The 20,016-nt window shown below is 49.6% G+C and carries 12 protein-coding genes; 7 read left to right on the top strand and 5 right to left on the bottom strand.

What is annotated here, in order from left to right:
- Positions 1-109: 109 nt before the first annotated feature.
- From ACJJIP_RS10490 to ACJJIP_RS10480, 3 genes are read right to left on the bottom strand one after another with little or no spacing between them, the layout of a single operon-like run.
- A complete protein-coding gene (locus tag ACJJIP_RS10490; protein WP_444946874.1) occupies positions 110-1,345 on the bottom strand; it encodes a TonB-dependent receptor domain-containing protein in 1,236 nt (411 codons plus the stop codon).
- A complete protein-coding gene (locus ACJJIP_RS10485; RefSeq protein ID WP_444946873.1) occupies positions 1,346-2,419 on the bottom strand; it encodes a TonB-dependent receptor in 1,074 nt (357 codons plus the stop codon).
- 42 nt (positions 2,420-2,461) lie between these two features.
- A complete protein-coding gene (locus ACJJIP_RS10480; protein WP_444946872.1) occupies positions 2,462-3,184 on the bottom strand; it encodes a DUF1826 domain-containing protein in 723 nt (240 codons plus the stop codon).
- A gap of 630 nt (positions 3,185-3,814) precedes the next feature.
- Here ACJJIP_RS10480 and ACJJIP_RS10475 point away from each other — a divergent pair.
- Entirely contained in the window at positions 3,815-6,040 is a 2,226-nt protein-coding gene (locus ACJJIP_RS10475; protein WP_444946871.1) for a S46 family peptidase, read from the top strand.
- 50 nt (positions 6,041-6,090) lie between these two features.
- Here ACJJIP_RS10475 and ACJJIP_RS10470 read toward each other — a convergent pair whose 3' ends face one another.
- Positions 6,091-6,714, bottom strand: coding sequence for a DUF3299 domain-containing protein (locus ACJJIP_RS10470; protein WP_444946870.1), 624 nt, complete (start codon positions 6,712-6,714; stop codon positions 6,091-6,093).
- A gap of 86 nt (positions 6,715-6,800) precedes the next feature.
- Between ACJJIP_RS10470 and ACJJIP_RS10465 the strand changes: the two genes are divergently transcribed.
- Together ACJJIP_RS10465 and ACJJIP_RS10460 are read left to right on the top strand one after the other, a co-directional pair.
- Positions 6,801-7,538, top strand: a complete 738-nt coding sequence (locus ACJJIP_RS10465) for an ABC transporter ATP-binding protein (protein WP_444946869.1) — start codon at positions 6,801-6,803, stop codon at positions 7,536-7,538.
- On the top strand, positions 7,528-8,736 hold the full coding sequence (locus ACJJIP_RS10460) for an ABC transporter permease (RefSeq protein ID WP_020415347.1): 1,209 nt from the start codon (positions 7,528-7,530) through the stop codon (positions 8,734-8,736). The genes ACJJIP_RS10465 and ACJJIP_RS10460 overlap by 11 nt, the downstream gene beginning before the upstream one ends.
- A gap of 131 nt (positions 8,737-8,867) precedes the next feature.
- Here the strand turns inward: ACJJIP_RS10460 and ACJJIP_RS10455 are convergent, their stop codons facing one another.
- Positions 8,868-10,475, bottom strand: coding sequence for a (2,3-dihydroxybenzoyl)adenylate synthase (locus tag ACJJIP_RS10455; protein ID WP_444946868.1), 1,608 nt, complete (start codon positions 10,473-10,475; stop codon positions 8,868-8,870).
- A gap of 121 nt (positions 10,476-10,596) precedes the next feature.
- Here ACJJIP_RS10455 and ACJJIP_RS10450 point away from each other — a divergent pair, with 121 nt between their 5' ends.
- The 4 genes from ACJJIP_RS10450 (at position 10,597) to ACJJIP_RS10435 (ending at position 20,009) form a co-directional block, all read left to right on the top strand.
- The gene (locus ACJJIP_RS10450) at positions 10,597-11,334 is read left to right on the top strand and encodes a thioesterase II family protein (RefSeq protein ID WP_444946867.1); all 738 of its coding nucleotides are present in this window, start codon (positions 10,597-10,599) and stop codon (positions 11,332-11,334) included.
- Positions 11,335-11,651: 317 nt separating this feature from the next.
- A complete protein-coding gene (locus ACJJIP_RS10445; RefSeq protein ID WP_444935834.1) occupies positions 11,652-11,981 on the top strand; it encodes an isochorismate lyase in 330 nt (109 codons plus the stop codon).
- Entirely contained in the window at positions 11,978-13,393 is a 1,416-nt protein-coding gene (locus ACJJIP_RS10440) for an isochorismate synthase (protein WP_444946866.1), read from the top strand. Before ACJJIP_RS10445 ends, ACJJIP_RS10440 begins: the two co-directional genes overlap by 4 nt.
- Positions 13,371-20,009: a non-ribosomal peptide synthetase gene (locus ACJJIP_RS10435; RefSeq protein ID WP_444946865.1), complete on the top strand. Its 6,639-nt coding sequence runs from the start codon at positions 13,371-13,373 to the stop codon at positions 20,007-20,009. The genes ACJJIP_RS10440 and ACJJIP_RS10435 overlap by 23 nt, the downstream gene beginning before the upstream one ends.
- Positions 20,010-20,016 lie beyond the last annotated feature (7 nt).

The following is a 20,016-nucleotide window of genomic DNA, read 5'->3' as shown; positions in this document are numbered from 1 at the left end:
AACGCTAGAATATTTCTCAGTACTTATTAAGTACTACTCATATAAAAGAAAAACCACCGGTAATAATCATTGCCGATGGTTTTTTTTGACTGACTAGAGCTTCCCTTGATTAAAACATGCCCCGCAATCCAACACTAAAGTTCCTCCCGGGAAGTGGAGCAAGTTCTTTCAGGAAGGATGAATGCACATAGGCTAACTCGTCAGTTAGGTTATTACCCTTGAGGTAGACTGTAAGGTTGTGCTGATTTCCTAGAAAAGTGTACGCAAGCTCAGTATTCAAAAGTGTGTAAGCAGCGGTGCTAGTTTCCAGTTCTGATATTTTGTTTTGCTCAAACGCGTGCGTAATCTCAATTCCTGCATCCCATCCATTGGAGCTATAACTTAACATACTGCCCAATCGTGCAGGTGGAATGCGAGGCAGGTTACCTCCGTTATCCAACTTTCCACGAACAGTGTCTCCCCACAGTGTTAATGTGAGTGGCTTGGATATTTGCCAGGCAAACTCAGCTTCTAGCCCGTAGAGTGTCGAATCCGCTTGATCGAAGACATAAACGGGTAATTCGCCATGATCGTGACTCTCTTCTTCTTCTTCGTGATCGTGTTCTTCAAAGTCTTCACTGGTGTAGCCCGTATTGCGTTCGTAGTAGAAATTATCTATCTGGTTGTAGAATAAGTTCAGTACCCAGCCGATATTTCCTGAATGCCTGCGAAAGCTCAGGTCAATGTTGTTGGATACCTCTTCATCAACATTGTTTTCATAGTAAAAATAGGGTTCTTCTGTGTCATCATTCAGTTTAAAGAGCGCGCCGACTTCGAAGCTACTGGTGCCGATATGGGGGCCATACGAGAAAAGTTCAGCGGCGCTGGGGGCCCGTTGTGCGTGGGTAAAAGAGATCCCGGCATTGTAATTGGCGGCGATATCCCAGACCAAGCCAGCAGAAACGCTATAGGGCGTGAAAGCCAGTTTATCTAGATTTTCTCCTTCCCATTCATCATCGGCAGCTTCAACCGTGACTCTTTCGATACGGGCCCCTAATTGCCATAGGAATTCACCCGTGTGCTTTTCTTGTATCAGCCCAATTGCTGAGCTTCCTGTTGTGCTCGGCGGGGTGAAGGCCTCTTCACCTATCGCTTCAAAATCTGTAGTTTTGCTCTCCAGGGTTATTGCGCCGCGCCATCCGGCCCTTTCTTGCAGTAATAGGTTGACCCGAGCTTGAAGTGTCTGATTGCTGAATGTTGTACCGACAGCGTCGTTTTCGATTTCAGAATGTTCGTAGTCTGTGTATCCAATTCTGGTGTCCAGACCGCTCAACCATATGTTGTCCAGAGACAGTTCACTGACCAACTACCATCGGTCCTGTTTCAAATCAGAAACTACTTCTTCTTCATGTTCATCATGATGCTCTGATTCATCATCTTCGTGTTCATCAGAGTGACCGTGCCCGGGAATACCATTAACTCGCTCCAGGCGTCCATAGGCAAGGCCGATAGATCCATTATCTAAAAACCAGTTGCCACCAATATTGAACCCGTTGCTTTCTGAATCGCTGTTCTCTAATACTCCTCTGGAATGTTCGTCATGGTCGCCCGAGGTGGGAATTTCATAGTCGTCACCTTTGCGCCAGAAACTGTCCACGTGGTATGCCAGCTGGTCATTACCGCCGGTATGAGCCAGTGAAGCTTCGCGCTCATTTGCAACAGTATTGCTTCCCAGCGAATAAGCAGTCCTGTTTTCACCAGAGGTGGGTATTCTCTCGTCTACCACATTGACTACACCACCGATGGCTCCGGACCCATAAAACAGGGTGGCAGGGCCTCGCAGGATTTCTATCTGCTCTGCGGTAATTGTCTCTGTGGCGACGATATGATCTGGGCCAACTCGGGAGGCATCAGCGCTGTCGAGTCCATTTTGGGTAATCAGAACACGGGGGCCGTTGAGCCCCCGGATGATTGGACTACTGGCTACTGGTCCAAAGTAGCTGGAATGAACTCCCACTTCATTTTTGAGGGTTTCTCCCAGAGTGGAGGCTTGTTTTCTACGTAGCTCTTCGCCAGCTACTACGGTTACAGGTTGTGCCGATTCAATAGTGGAGGCATGTAATGGTGTGGCTGTTACATCGATTTGCTCGATAACGGTGTGTTGCAGGGTAACCATGAGGGGCTCATCCTGACCGGCCTTTAGAATTATTGTCTTGTGGCTGTGCCCTGGGGCATTGATGTGGATTTCGCGGAGTTGCGAAGTATTCACCTCAAGTAAAAATCGGCCCTGGGCATCTGTTTGGGTCTGTTGTCGACTTCCCGCGACTTCAATACTGGCGCCATAGATGGGCTCTCCAGAAGTATCTAATACCTGTCCGGAAATTCCATGGGCCAAGTTTGAAAGAGTCATCAGTGCGAAAAGGTTCGCGGTAAGTTTCATGAGTTATTCCTAATAGAATTTTTACGTCCCAGTAAGCGCTCGTCATTCGTCGGCGGATCCGAAATCGAATGTGAGTAGCAGTCGCAGTTGGCCGGGCTCGACACTGGGCGAGCGGTGGATTAGGCCAAAACCTTTATTGCCCTCCCAGAGTTCGCCCTTGAGTAGAGCAACTGAGCCGCATGTCAGGTGATTGATGGAAGTTGAGGGGAATTCCTGGTTAGCCTTTAAGTCGAGCGTATTTGGGTCAATAGAGTCTGGAGTCAGCCACTCAGTCCCCGTGCCTAAATAAGTCGTAATCAATCGGCAGGGCACCCGATCTACATGAAACTTGGGGCACATTGCACCGTTCAGGGTTGTTAAACGAATACCGACTCCGCTTAGCTCGAATAGGTAACTGAACATATCTGCCAGTAACTGGATATCAGCACACAAGTGCGGGTAGGGACCAAGCTCTGGCAATGCTTCACCGAGACGCTCGATCTTGGCGGTAGGTAATAGAATCCTACGGTTGGGATGGACACCACTACTTAAGAGGGTGCGGCAATCACTGGCTATGCTACTGGACAGTTCCCGTTGCCAGATGGCCATATTGATATCAGCTTGGAAAATATCTGCTAAAACTTCTCCATTATCTGCAGATACGGCCCGACGGGTATTTGGCAGGTCTGCCACTGACAGTCCTTCCTCTTTCGGAGCCAGTTCAGCACTTGGAGCTTGTGTGATAAGTGTCTCATGGCTTCTTTCTGTAAAGTCGGTCAGGCTCAAGCTAATCTCCAATTAAGTAACTTCGGCTAATAAACACTATTTTCAGAGGCTTTAATTGCTTTGCTCTCTGCTGTGGCGGGCGGTGCAATACCTAAATTCCTCACTCACACTACCCATCCTTTAAGTTTGGCTATGATATAACATATCAGATTGAGGATGGTCGGCCTAGGCAACCTCCAATATTGGGGAGAATCAAGCTTGAAGCCCGAATTCATCGGGAGTTCTGATAGCTGGAGGGAGCCCTGGTGAGGCGTATTGACCAGTGCCTGGCGCAAGTAGGTTATTCGGCGATATTCTTTTTAGCTGCAAAACTGTTTATCGCAGATTTCTTTCTTGCTGTCGTCGTAATTCACATTTTGTTCAGATTTGATTGGATCAAAATGATACAGTGTATCAATTGTGTATTTATGGTTTATCCCATTTGAGTGGAAAAGCCAGGGAAATAATGGCAATGATTGGCAGGGTTTAGCTAGGGGTGCAGCTTCGTGCCGGCCTGCAGCCGGGGAGGGTATGTTACTCTGTCAGCCTGCCGTGTTTATATGTGAATTTTCGGTGTACCGGAAAAGACAGGGTTAGCGTTGGGAATTAACCAAAATTAACCTGTTATTTTTTAAATATTGCTGAGTAAATATGAAAATCAATAATTCTATTGTTTACGGAGTTGCAACTGCTGCATTATTTGCTGGAGCGAGCTGCGCCAGCCTTGCCGCAGAGAAAGAGAGCGTTTCGACTGAAGGCATGTGGCAACCTCACCAGTTGCCTGAGCTGTCCAAAGAGCTTCGGACTCATGGCCTGGAGCTGGACCCAGCCAGCATGACCAAGCTTACCGAATTTCCAATGAACGCGGTGATCAGCCTGGGGGGATGTTCCGCTTCCTTTGTCTCTCCCACGGGATTGGTGATTACCAACCACCACTGCGCCTACGGTTCAATTTCATACAATTCAACTGAATCCAAGGATTTACTGGCTGAAGGTTTCCTGGCCGGAGATTTGTCTGAAGAGCTGCCTGCTGCACCGGGCTCCCGCGTCTACGTCACCGTTGCAATGAACGAAGTAACGGACAAGGTTAACGAACGCCTGACAGATGAGATGGATGGTGCTGCACGTTTTGCCGCTATCGAAGAAGCGGAGAAGGCGCTGGTTTCCGAGTGTGAAAAAGATCCGGGCCATCGTTGTGAGGTCTATAGCTACTACGGCGGTTTGAACTACTACCTGGTTAAGCAGCTGGAAATCCGCGATGTGCGCTTGGTTCATGCGCCGGCGTCTTCGATTGGCAAATTCGGCGGCGATATCGATAACTGGATGTGGCCTCGCCATACCGGCGATTACGCTTTCTACCGCGCCTATGTTGGCAAAGATGGTAAACCGGCTGATTATTCCAAAGATAATGTCCCTTACGAGCCCAAGCACTATTTGCCTGTAGCGGCAAAAGGGCCTAAAGAAGGTGATTTCGTGATGGTTGCCGGTTATCCGGGGCGTACCAACCGTTATCGCACTGCCCAGGAAGTGGAAAGCAACTTCAACTGGTATTACCCAAACATGCAGCGGGTACTGGGTGAATGGTCGGAAACGATTGGTGCGGCAACTGCCGACAATAAAGATGCAGAGTTAAAGTATGCAAGCCTCGTGGCAGGTTTGAATAATTACTCTAAAAACTTTACCGGTATGATGGAGGGTTACCAGCGCAGTGATCTATTGCAGCGTAAAGAAAAGCTGGAAAAAGATTTGCAAGCTTGGGTGGATTCAGACAAGGCCCGCGAGAAAAAATACCAGTCGACGATCGATGATCTTGAGGCGCTGGTTGTAGAAAAAGAATCAACCCGTGAACAGGACCTGGCCATCGATTATATGGATCGTTCAGCCATGCTGGGTGCCGCGAGCAAACTGTATCGATTGGCCAAAGAGAACGAAAAACCCGATGTTGAGCGCAAGCCGGGTTATCAGGAACGGGATCTAACCCGATTCAAAGAGGGCATGCGTCGTATAGAGCGCAGCTATCACCCATCAGTCGACAAACAGATCTGGCTTTACTTCCTGGACCGTTACCAGGCGCTCCCGAAGGAGCAGCGTATAGCCAGCTTTGATCGTTACTTGAATATCGGCAAAGGCAATACTGACTTAGAGGCAACTCTCGACAAAATGTATAAGGAAACAGAGCTTTCCGATGTCGAGGTACGTGAAGCGTGGATCGGTAAAAAGCCTGAAGACTTTAAAGAGAGCAAGGATCCGTTTATCCAGCTGGCAATGGCCATGTACGATGACATGCTTGCCCGTGAAGAGCATGAGGAATCCATGAAAGGGCGTTTCGCCCAATTGCGCCCACAGTATATGGAGATGCTGATAGATTATTACCACTCCTTAGGTAAGCCGGTCTACCCGGATGCAAATAGCTCCCTCCGCGTGACCTATGGCCTGGTTAAAGGCTATGAGCCACCAGCCGGAACGATTAAAAAGGCTGCCGATGGTAATGACGGTAAGCAAGGTTTTGTACCTTTTACAACCTTGCGTGGTATTAAGGCGAAGTACACAGGTGAGGACCCCTTTGATGCCCCCAAAGCTTTGATGGAAGCTATCGATAAGAAGAACTTTGGCCGTTACTATGAAAAGCAGCTGGATTCAGTGCCGGTTAATTTCTTAAGTACCGTAGATATTACGGGCGGTAACTCAGGATCTCCGACAATGAATGGTCGCGGTGAGCTGGTGGGTGTTGTGTTCGATGGAACCTACGATAGCATCAATGCTGATTGGGACTTTACCGATAGTACCCGGGCGATACATGTGGATATCGCTTATATCCTCTGGGTAATGGAGAATATTGACGGTGCCGGATACCTGGTTCGGGAGATGGGTCAATAGCCGACAATAGTTGAAATAGCGTCCTCGGGTGAGCAGCACTCCCCGGGGCGTTATTCTTTATAGGGATGAATACTATCCACCTCCATACTGTAAGCTGCAGTACCGAACTCGCTTTCTTTTTTCAGCGTTCTTAGCTTCCCTTCTATAGTGAAGGGTTCGTACAGAGCCTCAATTTGAACTCCCTCAGGAAATCTGCCATGGATAACCTGGTTTGGCGGTGGGGGTGGCAGATGAATACAGGCTCCGAAATAGGGCACAAAAAGGAAACGGGAGATCGTTAATTCGTCATTGAATTCTATTGGGACTATAAATCCGGCAATACGTATCTGTTGATTGTCAAACTCTGGTTTTATTCGGGTAGAGGTCAAAGCGGCTTGGTAACGACTTTCGTCTTCGCTTATTTCGGAAATAGTCGATGTTGTAGGCATTGAGTCGGCAGCCGAGCCTTCAACAATATCATCTATGTATTCTGGTGGGTTGAGTAACGCATCCAGGTCATCTTTTGGGATTAACTCTTCCCAGCTGACTTCGCGATAATTGATATTTATTTGTTTGACTTGAGTATGTTCTTGAACTGGGGGTGAAACTTGACTGGTTTCAACCCTAGTATCACAGGCAGCAACCAATAGCGCAGCGGCCAGGGTACAGGCTGTTGAGAGGGGGCATCTGTTCATAGCTAGGGGTTATTTACTGTATAAAATGATGTGATATATCATTATATATCTGTTTGCAAGAATCCATGCTGCAAATGAGGTGCAAGATGAATACTCTCACAACAAAATTGAAACTTGCGATTGAAGTGGAGCAGTTGCGCTTTGCCTATAGAACAGGCCCAGCAGTTTTAGAAGTCCCTTATTGGTCGCTGCCTGTTGGTGAGCAGGTATTTTTACGTGGTCGCTCCGGCAGTGGAAAGTCAACCTTCTTAAACTTATTGGCAGGTATACTGGATACAAAAATTGGAAGCCTTAAGGTTCTAGGTCTACCTCTGGGTGCACTGAGTGAACGCAAACGGGATCGTTTCAGGGCGAAACATATTGGTGTAGTTTTCCAGCAATTTAACCTGATTCCCTATTTGAGTGTGGAGGATAATATTCGTGTAGCTACTCACTTTGCCGGCTTCCGTGGCGATTTACGGGGTAGGGCGCGAGAGCTATTAACTGGGCTTTGTTTGGGAGAGGAAGTTCTTCCCAAGAAAGTGGTCCACTTGAGTGTCGGGCAGCAACAGAGAGTGGCAATTGTGCGGGCATTGATCAATGAACCGGAATTGTTACTGGTTGATGAGCCTACATCAGCTTTAGACCCCGAAGCGAGAGATGCATTTGTCCAGCTGTTGATGAATGCTTGTGAGCAAAAGAAATGCACACTGGTTTTTGTCAGTCACGATAGCTCCCTGGAACGACACTTCCCTTTGGTTGCGGATATGCGCGAAATAAATATTGCCTGGAAACTCAGGCCCGATTGGGATACTGCACCGGAGGCGTTGGCCGATGTTTATTAAGCTTGCCTGGCATAGCCTGATGCAGCGTAAGGGAAGTGTATCCCTGGCCGTTTTGTCTGTGGCAGTGAGTTTGATATTAGTGTTGGGTATCGAGCAGTTGCGAAGCCATACTAAAAGCAGCTTTGGTCGTACGGTGTCAGGGGTAGATCTTATTGTTGGAGCGCCCACTGGACAGTTAAATCTATTACTGTACAGCATATTCCATATCGGGAATGCCAGTAACCGTATTTCATGGGAGAGTTACCAGGAATTTGCTAAGCTCACGCAAGTTAATTGGGCTATTCCCCTATCCTTAGGAGATTCACATCAAGGTTATAGAGTGGTGGGAACCTCAACTGGATTTCTCGATCACTATCGGTATCGGAATAAGAGGCCATTGGAGCTTTCAAGTGGCCAGAATTTTGTCGATGCTTTTAGTGTGATATTGGGGGCGGAGGTTGCTCGTGAGCTAGACTACCAACTCGATGACTCCCTAACATTAGCGCACGGCTTGGTTGGAACTCATTTTACTGAGCACGATGAAAATTCATTTGTTGTTAGGGGGATACTCAAACCCACAGGTACTCCAGTAGATCGAGTTCTGTACGTAAGCTTGGCAGGGTTGGAAGCGGTCCACGGCGCTGATGTGGAGCATGATGATCTGGTGCCAGATAACATTACTGCCTTTTTGCTGGGGCTTAATTCCCCAATGGCTACATTCCAGGTGCAGAGAAAAATTAACGAATATTCCAAGGAGCCTCTATTGGCAATATTGCCGGGCATTGCATTATCGGAGCTCTGGCAGATACTGGGAGGTATTGAAAAGATATTATTTTTTGTCTCTGCGATGGTTGTTTTAGCTGCATTACTTGGCTTGTGTATCTTGCTACTTTCTACGATGCGTGAGCGAAGATCAGAGATAGCATTGCTGAGGACTATAGGATCGGGCCCATTGTTTCTATTTTTATTGATCCAGGCTGAGGCACTATTGGTTTTGCTTTTAGGTGCTGTAATCGCAGTTGCAGGGCTTATATTAGGAGTCTGGCTGGTTGAGCCGCTGTTGGCAGATCAGTTTGGAGTTTATCTTGATGGATTTAGTATGGGCGAACATACAATCATGCTTTTGGGGGCAGTGCTTGTTAGTACTTTGATAGTAGCTGCAATACCCGCTATTAGTGCATGTCGGCAGGGTTTAAGAGATAGCCACTGGGTAGGTTGAGCGGATAATTAGGCGCGGTATGGAGTATTTGCCCTCGTGTTTATTTAAAAAGTACGTCCTTTTTTGGCCAGTAGCATCACTAAACTAATCGAAATTGATTGTTCAGTGATGCATTAGGGCTAATCTACTCCCTACTGATTTTCTTGCTCCAAAAGCTTCTTCTTATCAATTTTACCTACGGGGGTAACTGGAAGGCGAGATAATACTTTAAGATGTTCTGGTAGCTTAAAGGTGGCCAGGCCTCTTTCGGTCAGGAAGTTGCGTAACATTTTTAGGGTGGGCGCATTATCTGCACATACAATAGCTGCTCCAACTTGCTCTCCTAGCACTTTATCCGGCAAGGGCATAACAGCTGCTTGTTGAATGCTGGGGTGGGCGAGTAGGTGCTCTTCAATTTCGTCGCATACAAATGTTTCCCCGCCCCGATTCACAACATCTTTGAGTCGCCCGGTAACTACAATATTGCCATTGTCCAGAATGCGTACACGATCCCCGCTGCGATAGAAGCCATCTGGGGTAAAAGCGCGTCGGTTATGTTCTTCTGCACGGTAATAGCCTCTCAGTGTATAGGGGCCGCGAGTGAGCAGCTCTCCTTCTTCTCCGGCTTGCACTTCCTGTCCGTACTCATCGACCACTTTTAGAGTATCGAGGGAGCTCATAGGTCTGCCTTGAGTATTGGTGATGGTTTCATCGTTATCTTCGTAGTGGGTGTAACATATCAAGCCTTCGGCCATACCGAATACCTGCTGTAGTGCACCGGGAAAAGCATCTATTGCAGCATTGGCGTCAGTTGGACTCAGCTTTGAGCCACCGACTTGCAGTAAGCGGAGAGAGCTTAAATCAGCATCTTCCCACTCTGTCGCTGCAGTCCAGACCTGAGCCAGTGCTGGGACCAGGGCTGTGGCGGTTACGCCGTAGCGCTCTATCAGCTCGAAGCAGTAGTCCGGGCTTGCATCTTTGGTGAATATTACTTGCCCACCCATGGATAGCGTGCCCAGAATGCCGGGGCAACCCAGTGGAAAATTATGGGCGGCGGGGAGTACTGCCAGGTAGATTTCATCTTTTCCTAAATTACAAGCGGCGGTAGCGCAGGTAATGTTGTAACGATAGTCATTGTGGGTGCGTGGAATAAGTTTCGGAAGTCCTGTAGTGCCACCGGAAACGAGGAATAAGGCTGGGGCGTTGGGGTCTACGGGAACTGGGGTGAAGCCTTGGCATTCTCTTCTGGGCAGGGGAGGGAATGTGTCATTTTCATCAGAGCTGTATATGCCTCGCAAGGTCGGAGATTGCGAAGCAATTTGTTCTATCATGCTGTGACGGCTTTCACCACTTTCCGCTCCTGAAGTGATATAGATACTGGCACCCGAGACCTGTGCAAAATGGCATATTTCATTTTGGCGATGTGCAGGCAAAGCTAGTACAGGAACCAGTCCCGCTCGAAATAAGCCGAGCAGGGCTGTAATAAAACTGACCTGGTTGCTCCACTGGAGTATTGCCCGCTCCCCAGCTTTGTAGCCTTGTACCACCAGGCCTGCGGCAATACTATCGGCCTCGTTAACCAATTCTGTGTAAGTTAATTGATCCGATAGATCCCGAACTGCGCATCGGTTGGGAAAGTTTTTCGCATTACGCGTGATCAGCTCCCAAATAGGTTGGTTATCCCAAATTCCTTGTTGCTGATAGAAAGCCTCTAGTTCCTTCGGGTGAGGCGTGTAACCATTAAGTAAATTATTTTCCATGCTGGTCTCCTGAAATGTTTGGGTGGAGCAGGCGAGTGATTTTTTGAATCTTCTTTGGATTTCTAAATTAAGAATTAACAGTTAGTATTCACGGCTTCAAATTTCTTATTGAGATAAATTTATGTCCGGCGCTTGGCTACAGATTCCTCGCCCTCAACCTAAAGCGGCTATCCGACTTTTGTGTTTGCCTCATGCTGGTGGTTCAGCATCACTTTACCGGCCCTGGGCGAAATTATTGCCAGCTTCCATAGAGTTGGTTCTCGTATGTTTACCGGGTAGGGAGCAACGCTGTAATGAAGCTATGCCCGCAGATATGCAAACTTTAATTGCTTTGTTAAGTAGGGCTATCAAACCTGTCATCGATAAACCTTGGGCAGTATTTGGGCACAGTATGGGAGCTACAGTTGCTCATGAATTGGCTCTCTCCTTGTATCGCGAAAAATTGCGCGGTCCTGAACACATATTTGTCTCTGCGCGCGAAGCGCCACAATTTCAAAAGAGTGGAAACGTACACCAGTTGAGTGATGAGTCTCTCTGCCAACAACTTATTGAACTTGGTGGTACTGCCCCTGAATTATTAGAGATTCCTGAGTTAAGAGCCCTGCTGCTTCCCACTATACGCCAGGATTATCGATTGATCGAAACCAGCAAGATGTCCTCGGACCAACTTTTAGATTGCCCCATCACCGCGATGCTAGGACGGGATGATCCTGAGTTGAGCACCGATGAAGCTCGGGGTTGGCAGCAGTGGACCAATGGTGAGTTCCAATTGAAAGAATACGCAGGTAACCATTTTTATCTGTCAGATTGTCCCGATCTGGTGGTTGGCCATATTGTTCAGAAGCTCCGCTTGGCCTAACTGCATGTAAAGTTAAGTTGGCCGTATAAAATCTTTCTGTTTCTTGTAACACTATCGAAATTAATTGCCGGGAGAATAGGGCTGTTGAGCGGCCCTATATTCTCCATCGTTCAATAGATAGCGGATCTCTGCCTCGATTAATCCGGGATCATTATTTTTGATGATGTTCGAATTATTTCTCTTTAGTAACAAGTAGCACACTCTCTCTCCACCCTGACGCCCAAATCCAAAACAAACATCCCGTTGATTTCGCAAATGATATGTTATAACGTTTCATTGTTGATGGGAAGATGAACTGCTTAGGTGATGGAGTTTCTATGCAAGCAATGAAGCTGCCAATGGAATGTGAAAACCTGAATGAAATCCGCGAGGGTATCGACTCCATTGATCGCGAGATCATCAGGCTGTTGCAGCAGCGTATGGGTTATGTTCTGTCCGCAGCACAGTTCAAGCCGGATGAGTCCAGTATTCCCGCTCCGGATCGGGTTGCGTCTATGTTGATCGATCGTCGTCGTTGGGCTGAGGAAGATCAGTTATCGGCCGATTATATAGAGCAGCTTTTTAGCGGCATTATCCAGTGGTTTATCAATCAGCAGAAGCTGCACTGGCGAGCCGAGCATGGCTTGCCTGTAGAGGACGATGTATGAAAGGCCGCTCTAAATATGCCGGCCTGGAGGCGTGTCTGCAGGAAGCCAAATCCAGGTTGAGTCTGGTACAGCCAGAAGTTTTGGCATCATTTTCATTTCCGTGTCATAGGCAGAATCCGATTGGATTGTTCGCCACAAATTATCGACATGAGCGGATCGCTTCCCTGTGGGGAGCCCCCTCCAGTGATAATTATTCTGTGAGCTTTGGCTCTGCCTTTGAATTTAGTTGTGCTCCTGGAGAGTCTTGGTCTGAAATCCAAACTAGTTGGCAAAAATTATTGTCTTCCTCCGTTGTAAGTGGGGGGCACCAACCAATTTTGTGTGGTGGGTTTGCTTTTGATTGCCAAAAAGACTCCTCATCCCTGTGGCAAGACTTCCCTTCTGGGGTGCTCACGCTGCCTGAGTTGGCCCTTTACTGTGATGAGGATCGCAGTTATCTGGTAATGAATTTTATTGTGACGAGCCAAACAGACTGTAACCGCGTCGCTGAGCAAGTGAAGGCGAGGTGGCAAGCTATTTTATCCCGTAACTCTGGCTCTTCCGCGAACGACAATTTATTGCTGGGCGAGTCTGACTTTAACAGTAGTAATGAGCATCAAACGGCTTGGCAGCAGCGCGTCGTTGGTGCGGTTGAATCAATCAAGCGTAACGAGTTTCAGAAAGTGGTTCTCGCGCGTTCGGAATCTTTGGACGCGGAATGTTGTCCAGGAAGTATTCTTGGATATTTGCGAGAGGCTTATCCCGATGCCTATTTGTTTGCCTTTTCCCGAGAGCGTAGTTGCTTTGTCGGAGCTTCACCTGAGCGCTTAGCCGCAGTTAAAGAAGGGCGTGTCAGTACAGTTGCTCTGGCCGGCAGCGCACCTCGGGGAAAAGATCCGGCAAGTGATTATCATCTGGGATTATCTCTGCTTAATAGTGATAAAGACCGCTTCGAACACGACCTGGTTGTCCAACATCTCCTTTCTATTTTGCGCAAATACTGCCACAGCGTAGCGGAACCAGAACCGCCCCAACTCTGTAAATTAAAGCAAATTCAGCATTTGCTGACGCCTCTAGAGGGATTGGTGAAAGATGGCGTAAATCTATTGGATATCTTATCTGGTTTACACCCAAGTGCTGCGGTGGGGGGGCTGCCAAGGAAAAAAGCACTGAAGTACATCCGTGAAAATGAGGGGCTGGACCGCGGTTGGTACGCCGGACCCATTGGTTGGATCAATGCTGAGGGGGAGGGGGAGTTTGCTGTTGCTCTGCGTTCTGCGCTTTTTACCTCGGGCAAGGTGACACTATTTGCCGGTTGCGGCCTGGTTGAAGCCTCCCTTCCTACTCACGAGTATCGTGAAAGTTGCATCAAAATGCGTGTTATCCGAGACGCAATAAGGAGCGTATCTCTTGTCGCCGAAGCCGCAGAATAAATCAGAGCCAATCAGCCCGGCCAGTTTGTTAAAGGATTTAGTTTGTCAGGCTATTGATGCCGATATTAATGACATTAATCCGCAGGATGACTTAATTGCACTGGGGCTCAACTCAGTGCAAATCATGAGGATAGCTGGCCAATTAAGGCAGAAAAAGATCAAGGTAAAGTTTGCTGATCTTATCGCGGTGCCTCGATTGGAAGCCTGGCTTTCACTACCTCAGTTGGCTATTGGAACTGAAGAAAGTACCAGTGAACATTTATCTGTGCCGGGCGCTTTTGATGAAATCACTCCCTTTGATTTGGCACCGATGCAACATGCCTATTGGATTGGGCGAGACCCGAATCAATATCTAGGGGGCGTTGCCGCACATTTTTATCATGAGTTTGATGGCCAGGATGTAGTACCTGATCGATTGGAACAGGCTGTGCGCTCCCTGTTCGAGCGACATGGGATGCTGCGTGTTCAAATCCTCGATGATGGCCGACAGCAGATTCCCGCTGAAGTGAGCTGGCCCGGTTTAAAGGTTCACGATTTCAGGCACCAAACTGCTGCAGAAGCGGAGCAGAGTCTTATCGCTGTTAGGGAGCAACTCTCCCATCGGCAGCTGGATATATTGCAGGGTGAGGTTTTTGATGTTCAGCTCTCATTGTTACCTGCGGAATTAAAAGCTGGCGGCACACGCCTGCATATTAATCTGGATATGGTAGCCGCAGATGCCTTTAGCCTGCGCGTGTTACTGAATGACCTGGCCAAGCTCTACCTGAAACCAGAGCAGTCACTGGTACCGCTGAGTTACAGTTATCCGCGCTACCAGGCTGACCGCAGCGCTCTTCACTCAAAGGAAGAGCGGCAGGCTGAGAAGCAGCAGGCCAAAGAACACTGGCAGGATCGCCTGGCAGATTTGCCCGGCGCTCCTCAATTACCCACTGCAATAGGTATTGAGTCTAAAGACACTCGTCGCGTTGTTCGTCGCCACTATAGTCTGTCTGCTGATCGGAAAAACCAGCTGGCGGAATTTGCGAGCCGTCACGGTATTACTTTGTCCATGACCCTGGCAGCGGCGCTTGCCGAAGTGCTTACGGTCTATAGCGAAGAGTCAGATTTCCTGCTGAATCTCCCCCTGTTCGACCGGGAATCCCTGCACCGGGATGTCAACTCCCTGGTAGGAGACTTTACTTCTTCAATCTTGCTTGCCTGGCAGGGCAGCCTGAGTGGAACCTTCGTTGAGCGTGCACAGCGTTTACAACACAACTTCCGTCAGGATGTAGCGCACGGGAGTTATTCCGGCGTAGAGGTGCTGCGTGACCTCAGCAGACAACAGGGACAAACGGTGTTTGCGCCGGTCGTTTTTACCAGTGCGCTTGGGCTGGGAGAATTATTTGGCGAGTCAGTTCGCAGTGCCTTTGGAGATGTCAATTGGATTATCTCCCAAGGGCCACAAGTGTGGCTGGACGTACAGGTTATGGAGCTCAAAGGCGGCCTGTCCGTAAACTGGGATGCGAGGGAAGCTGCTTTTGCTCCCGGCGTCCTGGATGGCATGTTTGCGGCCTTTACGCAGTTACTGGAATGCCTGATCGGCAGCCCGGAATTCTGGGCCCAGCCGATACCATCGCTGCTGCCAGCGGAGCAAAAGCAGCAGCGCCAGGAGGTAAATTCCACAGCCAAACCATACCAGCCTCACCAATTACACGAACATTTTTTTAGCAATGCTAAAAACTGCCCTGAAGCAGTGGCTCTCTATTGGAACGGTGATCAAATCCGTTACGGGGAGTTGGCCCACAGAGCTTTGGCGATGGCTGCGTATTTACAGCTTCAAGGTGTTGAGACCGGTGATTTGGTCGGTATTTTATTACCCAAGGGGCCGGAGCAGATTATTACAGCCTTGGGCGTATTAGCGGCAGGAGCGGCTTATCTGCCGCTGGGTATAGACCAGCCACCGTTGCGTAGAGAGCGCGTGATAAAGCTTGCCGGAGCCAAGCTGGTTATAGATAACTTGTCTGTGCTCTCTGGTGTTGCGCCTTTATCCCAGCCTGTTGTGGGAGAGGTAAAAGATCTCGCCTATACCATTTTCACCTCTGGTTCTACCGGTGAACCCAAGGGCGTAGAAATTAGTCACGGTAGTGCCTGGAATACCATAGCGGACATTAACGCGCGCTTTTCGGTTAACGAAAATGATCGAGTGCTCGCCGTATCAGCATTGGATTTCGACCTTTCCGTTTACGATATTTTTGGGCTCTTGTCCGCCGGCGGTGCACTGGTATTGGTTGAAGAGGAATCCCGGCGGGATGCTGAGCGCTGGCATCAGCTGGTGTGTCAGTATGGCGTTACTGTTTGGAATACGGTGCCGGCGCTGTTGGATATGCTGCTGACCACGGGTGGTGATACTCCAGCTGGCGAGCTGCGCCTGGTTTTAAATTCTGGCGACTGGGTCAGCCTCGACCTGCCGGAACGGTTAAAACGAGTTAACCCGGATTGCCGCTTTATCGCTTTGGGTGGCGCCACTGAAGCTTCTATTTGGTCGAACAATTTTGAAGTCAAAGAAGTTGATTCCTCTTGGCGATCTATTCCCTATGGTTACCCTTTGGCCAACCAGCAATTCAGAGTGGTGGATGCCCTGGGGCGCGATTGCCCTGACTGGGTGACAGGGGAGTTGTGGATCGGTGGTGCTGGCGTTGCTTTAGGGTATCGCGGTGCTCCCGGTATCACTGCAGCCCGTTTTGTGACAGACGAAGGTGAGCGCTGGTACCGCACCGGAGACTTGGGCCGCTACTGGCCGAATGGGTGCCTGGAGTTTTTGGGCCGCGTCGATAATCAGGTCAAGGTGCGTGGACACCGCATTGAACTCGGCGAGATTGAAGCGGCACTGACTGCGCACAAAGGGATTGCGCAAGCGGTGGCACTGCTGACTCAGCGAGGTGTGGTTGCGGTTGTCGTTCTGGAATCCAAATTATCGCAAGGGAATATCAATCCAGAAAAGTGCTTTGTTGATTTGCAGCAGTTGCAGGAACCCTTGAACGACCTGCGGGAGTTCCTGAACCAACGATTGACCAGCGCCATGCTGCCCAGTGAGCTTTGCTGTCTCGCTGAAATACCCCTTACCGCCAATGGCAAAATTGATCGCGGCGGTTTACAGCAGTTTGCGGATGAATCCATAGCGCAACACCAGGCAAAGCAGAACCCACCGCAGGGTAAATTAGAGCAGCAGGTGGCTACCGTCTGGTGCAAATTCCTCGATGTTGCTGATATAGCCCGGGACGATAATTTCTTCGCACTCGGTGGTGACTCCCTGTTAGCAACCCGTGTTGTGCGAGACCTGCGCGAGTCTGGCTTTGAAGGTGTCACACTGTCGGAATTATTTAGCCAGCCCAGCTTGGCCGACTTTGCTGCGACATTAGTTCAAGATCCAACTGAGAACCCACAGCGAAATAAAGGCACTACCGAAATTACTGTTACACCCTGGCAATCGGATAAGGCCAATCGGTACGCCGATTTTGAACCTACCGATGTCCAGCGGGCCTATTGGCTGGGAAGGGACCCGGAATTTGTTTTGGGTGGTATCGGTTGTCATTTTTATCGCGAATACGACGTTGTTGATCTCGATCTGGAGCGTTTGGAGTCTGCACTAAACGCGATGATTGCCCGCCATGAAATGCTGCGGGCTGTATTCGACAGCGAAGGTCGACAGCGCATCCTTGCCGATGTGCCGAGATTTTCCATCGATGTTACAGAGGTAGACCGCGATCCAGCTTCTGCTTTTGCGCAACTGCGACAGGAGTGCGCGGAGCAGGTGTTTGAGCCCAGCCGATGGCCACTGTTTGATGTCCGTGCGGTGCGCTGTGGGCGCAATACCCGATTGGCTATCGGTTTGGATAATTTGATTCTCGATGCCTTCAGTATTCTGCTGTTTTATCGTGAGTTAAATATTCTTTATCAGAGCCCTGAAACTCATCTACCTTCTATCGAACTCTCTTTCCGCGACTATGTGCGCAATGTATTGCCGCAAACTACCGCAGTATTTGATAGTGATCTTCCCCAAGGTCCCCTGGCTGCCGCAAAAACTTTTTGGCAGCACAAATTATCGGAGCTGCCTCCCGCGCCCCAGCTACCCATTGTACGGGAGCCGGCATCCATTGAGCGCCCGCACTTTGTGCGTCATCAACAGCATATTGATAAAGGGACCTGGCAAAACCTGGTTGCGCGCGCGGCTGAGCAGGGAATCACGCCTTCGAGCCTCCTTTTAACGGCTTTTGCCGAAGTGCTTAGTCGTTGGAGCAGTCGCCCCGACCTGAGCTTGAACCTTACCCTGTTCGACCGTCGTGAAGTTCACCCGGATATCTATCGAGTGATGGGGGATTTCACCTCCCTGACCCTGGTGGGTTACCAGCCAGAGGCCGGTGACAGCTGGTTGGTGCGAGCGAAAAAAATACAAGGGGAAGTTGGCGCGGCCCTGGAACATCGCGATATTTCCAGTGTTAGCCTGATGCGGGAATTAGCCCGCCGGCAGAGCGACGCAGAAGCCACAATGCCCGTTGTCTTCACCAGTGCACTGGGTATTCCCGGTGGCACAGCGGCACCGGAAAATGGGCCTCTGCGGGACCCCATCTGGGCCCTGACACAAACGCCGCAAGTCTGGCTGGATCACCAGGTGGTCGAAGTCGAGGGTGGCGTTTTCTTAAATTGGGATGTTGTCGAAGCGCTTTTCCCTGAGGGGATGTGCGCGGAAATGTTCCAGGCCTATATCGGCTTGCTCCAATGGGCGGGTGACGCTGAATGGGATTCCACACCGCCTGATTTATTACCCAAGTCTCAACGGGAATTGAGAACCCAGCTTGAAAAGCGTACCGCAATTGACCCAACGGATAATTTGTCGCAGCGATTTTTCCAGCAAGCAAAAGCGAATCCCGACAATATCGCCTTATATTGGGGTGACGATAATTCCCTGAGTTATGGCGTCCTGGCAGAGCGTGCTTTGCGCATCGCTGCCAGGTTATTGGAAAGCCAGGTTTCACCTGCCGAGGTGGTGGCCGTCAACCTGCCGAAAGGACCCGACCAGATTGCCGCTGTTCTTGGAGTACTCGCAGCGGGAGCTGCTTATTTACCTGTTGGTATCGATCAACCGCAGGCAAGGTGCGAGTCAATGTTGCGCCGTGCCGAGGTAAAAGTGGTACTCGACCAAAGTGCAATTCAACAGGCCGAACAGTTCGCTCCTATTGGTGAACCGATTTCTGAGCCTATTGCAACAGAACCTGAGCAACTGGCTTATATCATTTTCACTTCCGGCTCCACAGGTGAACCCAAGGGCGTCGAAATCAGTCACGGTGCTGCCTGGAATACCATTGCGGATATCAACGAACGTTTCTCTGTTGATGAAAATGATCGTGTACTGGCCATTTCAGCCCTGGATTTTGACCTCTCTGTTTACGATATCTTCGGACTGCTATCGGTTGGTGGTGCGCTGGTATTGATTGAGGAGGAGGACCGGCGGGATGCCGAGCGCTGGCATCAATGGGTATGTCACTACGGCATCACCATCTGGAATACGGTACCGGCGCTACTGGATATGTTACTCACTGTCGGTGCCGGTACACCGCCTGGCAAATTGCGTTTGGTATTAAATTCCGGCGATTGGATTGGCCTGGATTTACCCCAGCGCTTAAAACAAGTACAGCCCGAATGCCGTTTTATCGCACTGGGTGGCGCCACGGAAGCTTCTATTTGGTCCAACAGTTTTGAAGTTATAGACGTTGACCCAAGCTGGCACTCGATCCCGTACGGATACCCCCTGGCTAACCAGAAATTCAGGGTAATGGATACCCAGGGGCGCGACTGCCCTGACTGGACAACGGGTGAGCTGTGGATCGGTGGTGATGGTGTCGCCATGGGCTATCGCGGGGCGCCCGAGTTGACCGAAGCGCGCTTTGTTACGGTCGATGGTGAGCGCTGGTATCGCACAGGGGACCTTGGGCGCTACTGGCCGAATGGATGCCTGGAATTTTTGGGGCGCGCCGATAGCCAGGTCAAGGTCCGTGGCCATCGCATAGAGCTGGGTGAAATCGAAACCGTATTTAATCGTCAGATGTTTGTGCAGCGCGCGCTGGTGCTGACCACAGAAGAACAACAGCTGGTCGCTGCCGTTGTGCTTAAACCTGAATGTCCACCAACTTTTAGTACTGATGACTTGCGCGAGTACCTTCGCCACCACCTGCCGTCTTATATGATCCCGGATTTCATAGTGACTTTGCCGGAAATGCCCCTAAGTGCAAACGGCAAATTGGATCGGGCTTCAGTATTAAAGCTCGTGCATGCGGTGGAAAAACCGCAACAGGAAAAAGCGGCTGAACTGGTGACGGATAACGAGCGCCTGGTAGCCCAGATTTGGCAAGAGCTTCTTAGCCTGCCCGTAATAAACCGCGATCAAAATTTCTTTGAATTGGGTGGCGATAGTTTATTGGCAACCCGGTTTATCGACCGCCTAAAACAGCAACACCATTTGCTGCTTCCCCTCAGACGTTTATTTGCCTCTCCGAGACTGGCAGATGTTGCCGGTGCCCTAAGCGCAATGGAACCGCTAGTGGATGTTGATCCCGATACGGTGGAAGAGGGCGTGATATGAGCTTGTT

It is taken from the genome of Microbulbifer variabilis (assembly GCF_052467165.1).
The sequence above is the reverse complement of the archived record's forward strand: the minus strand, read 5'-3'. Positions and strand labels throughout refer to the sequence as shown.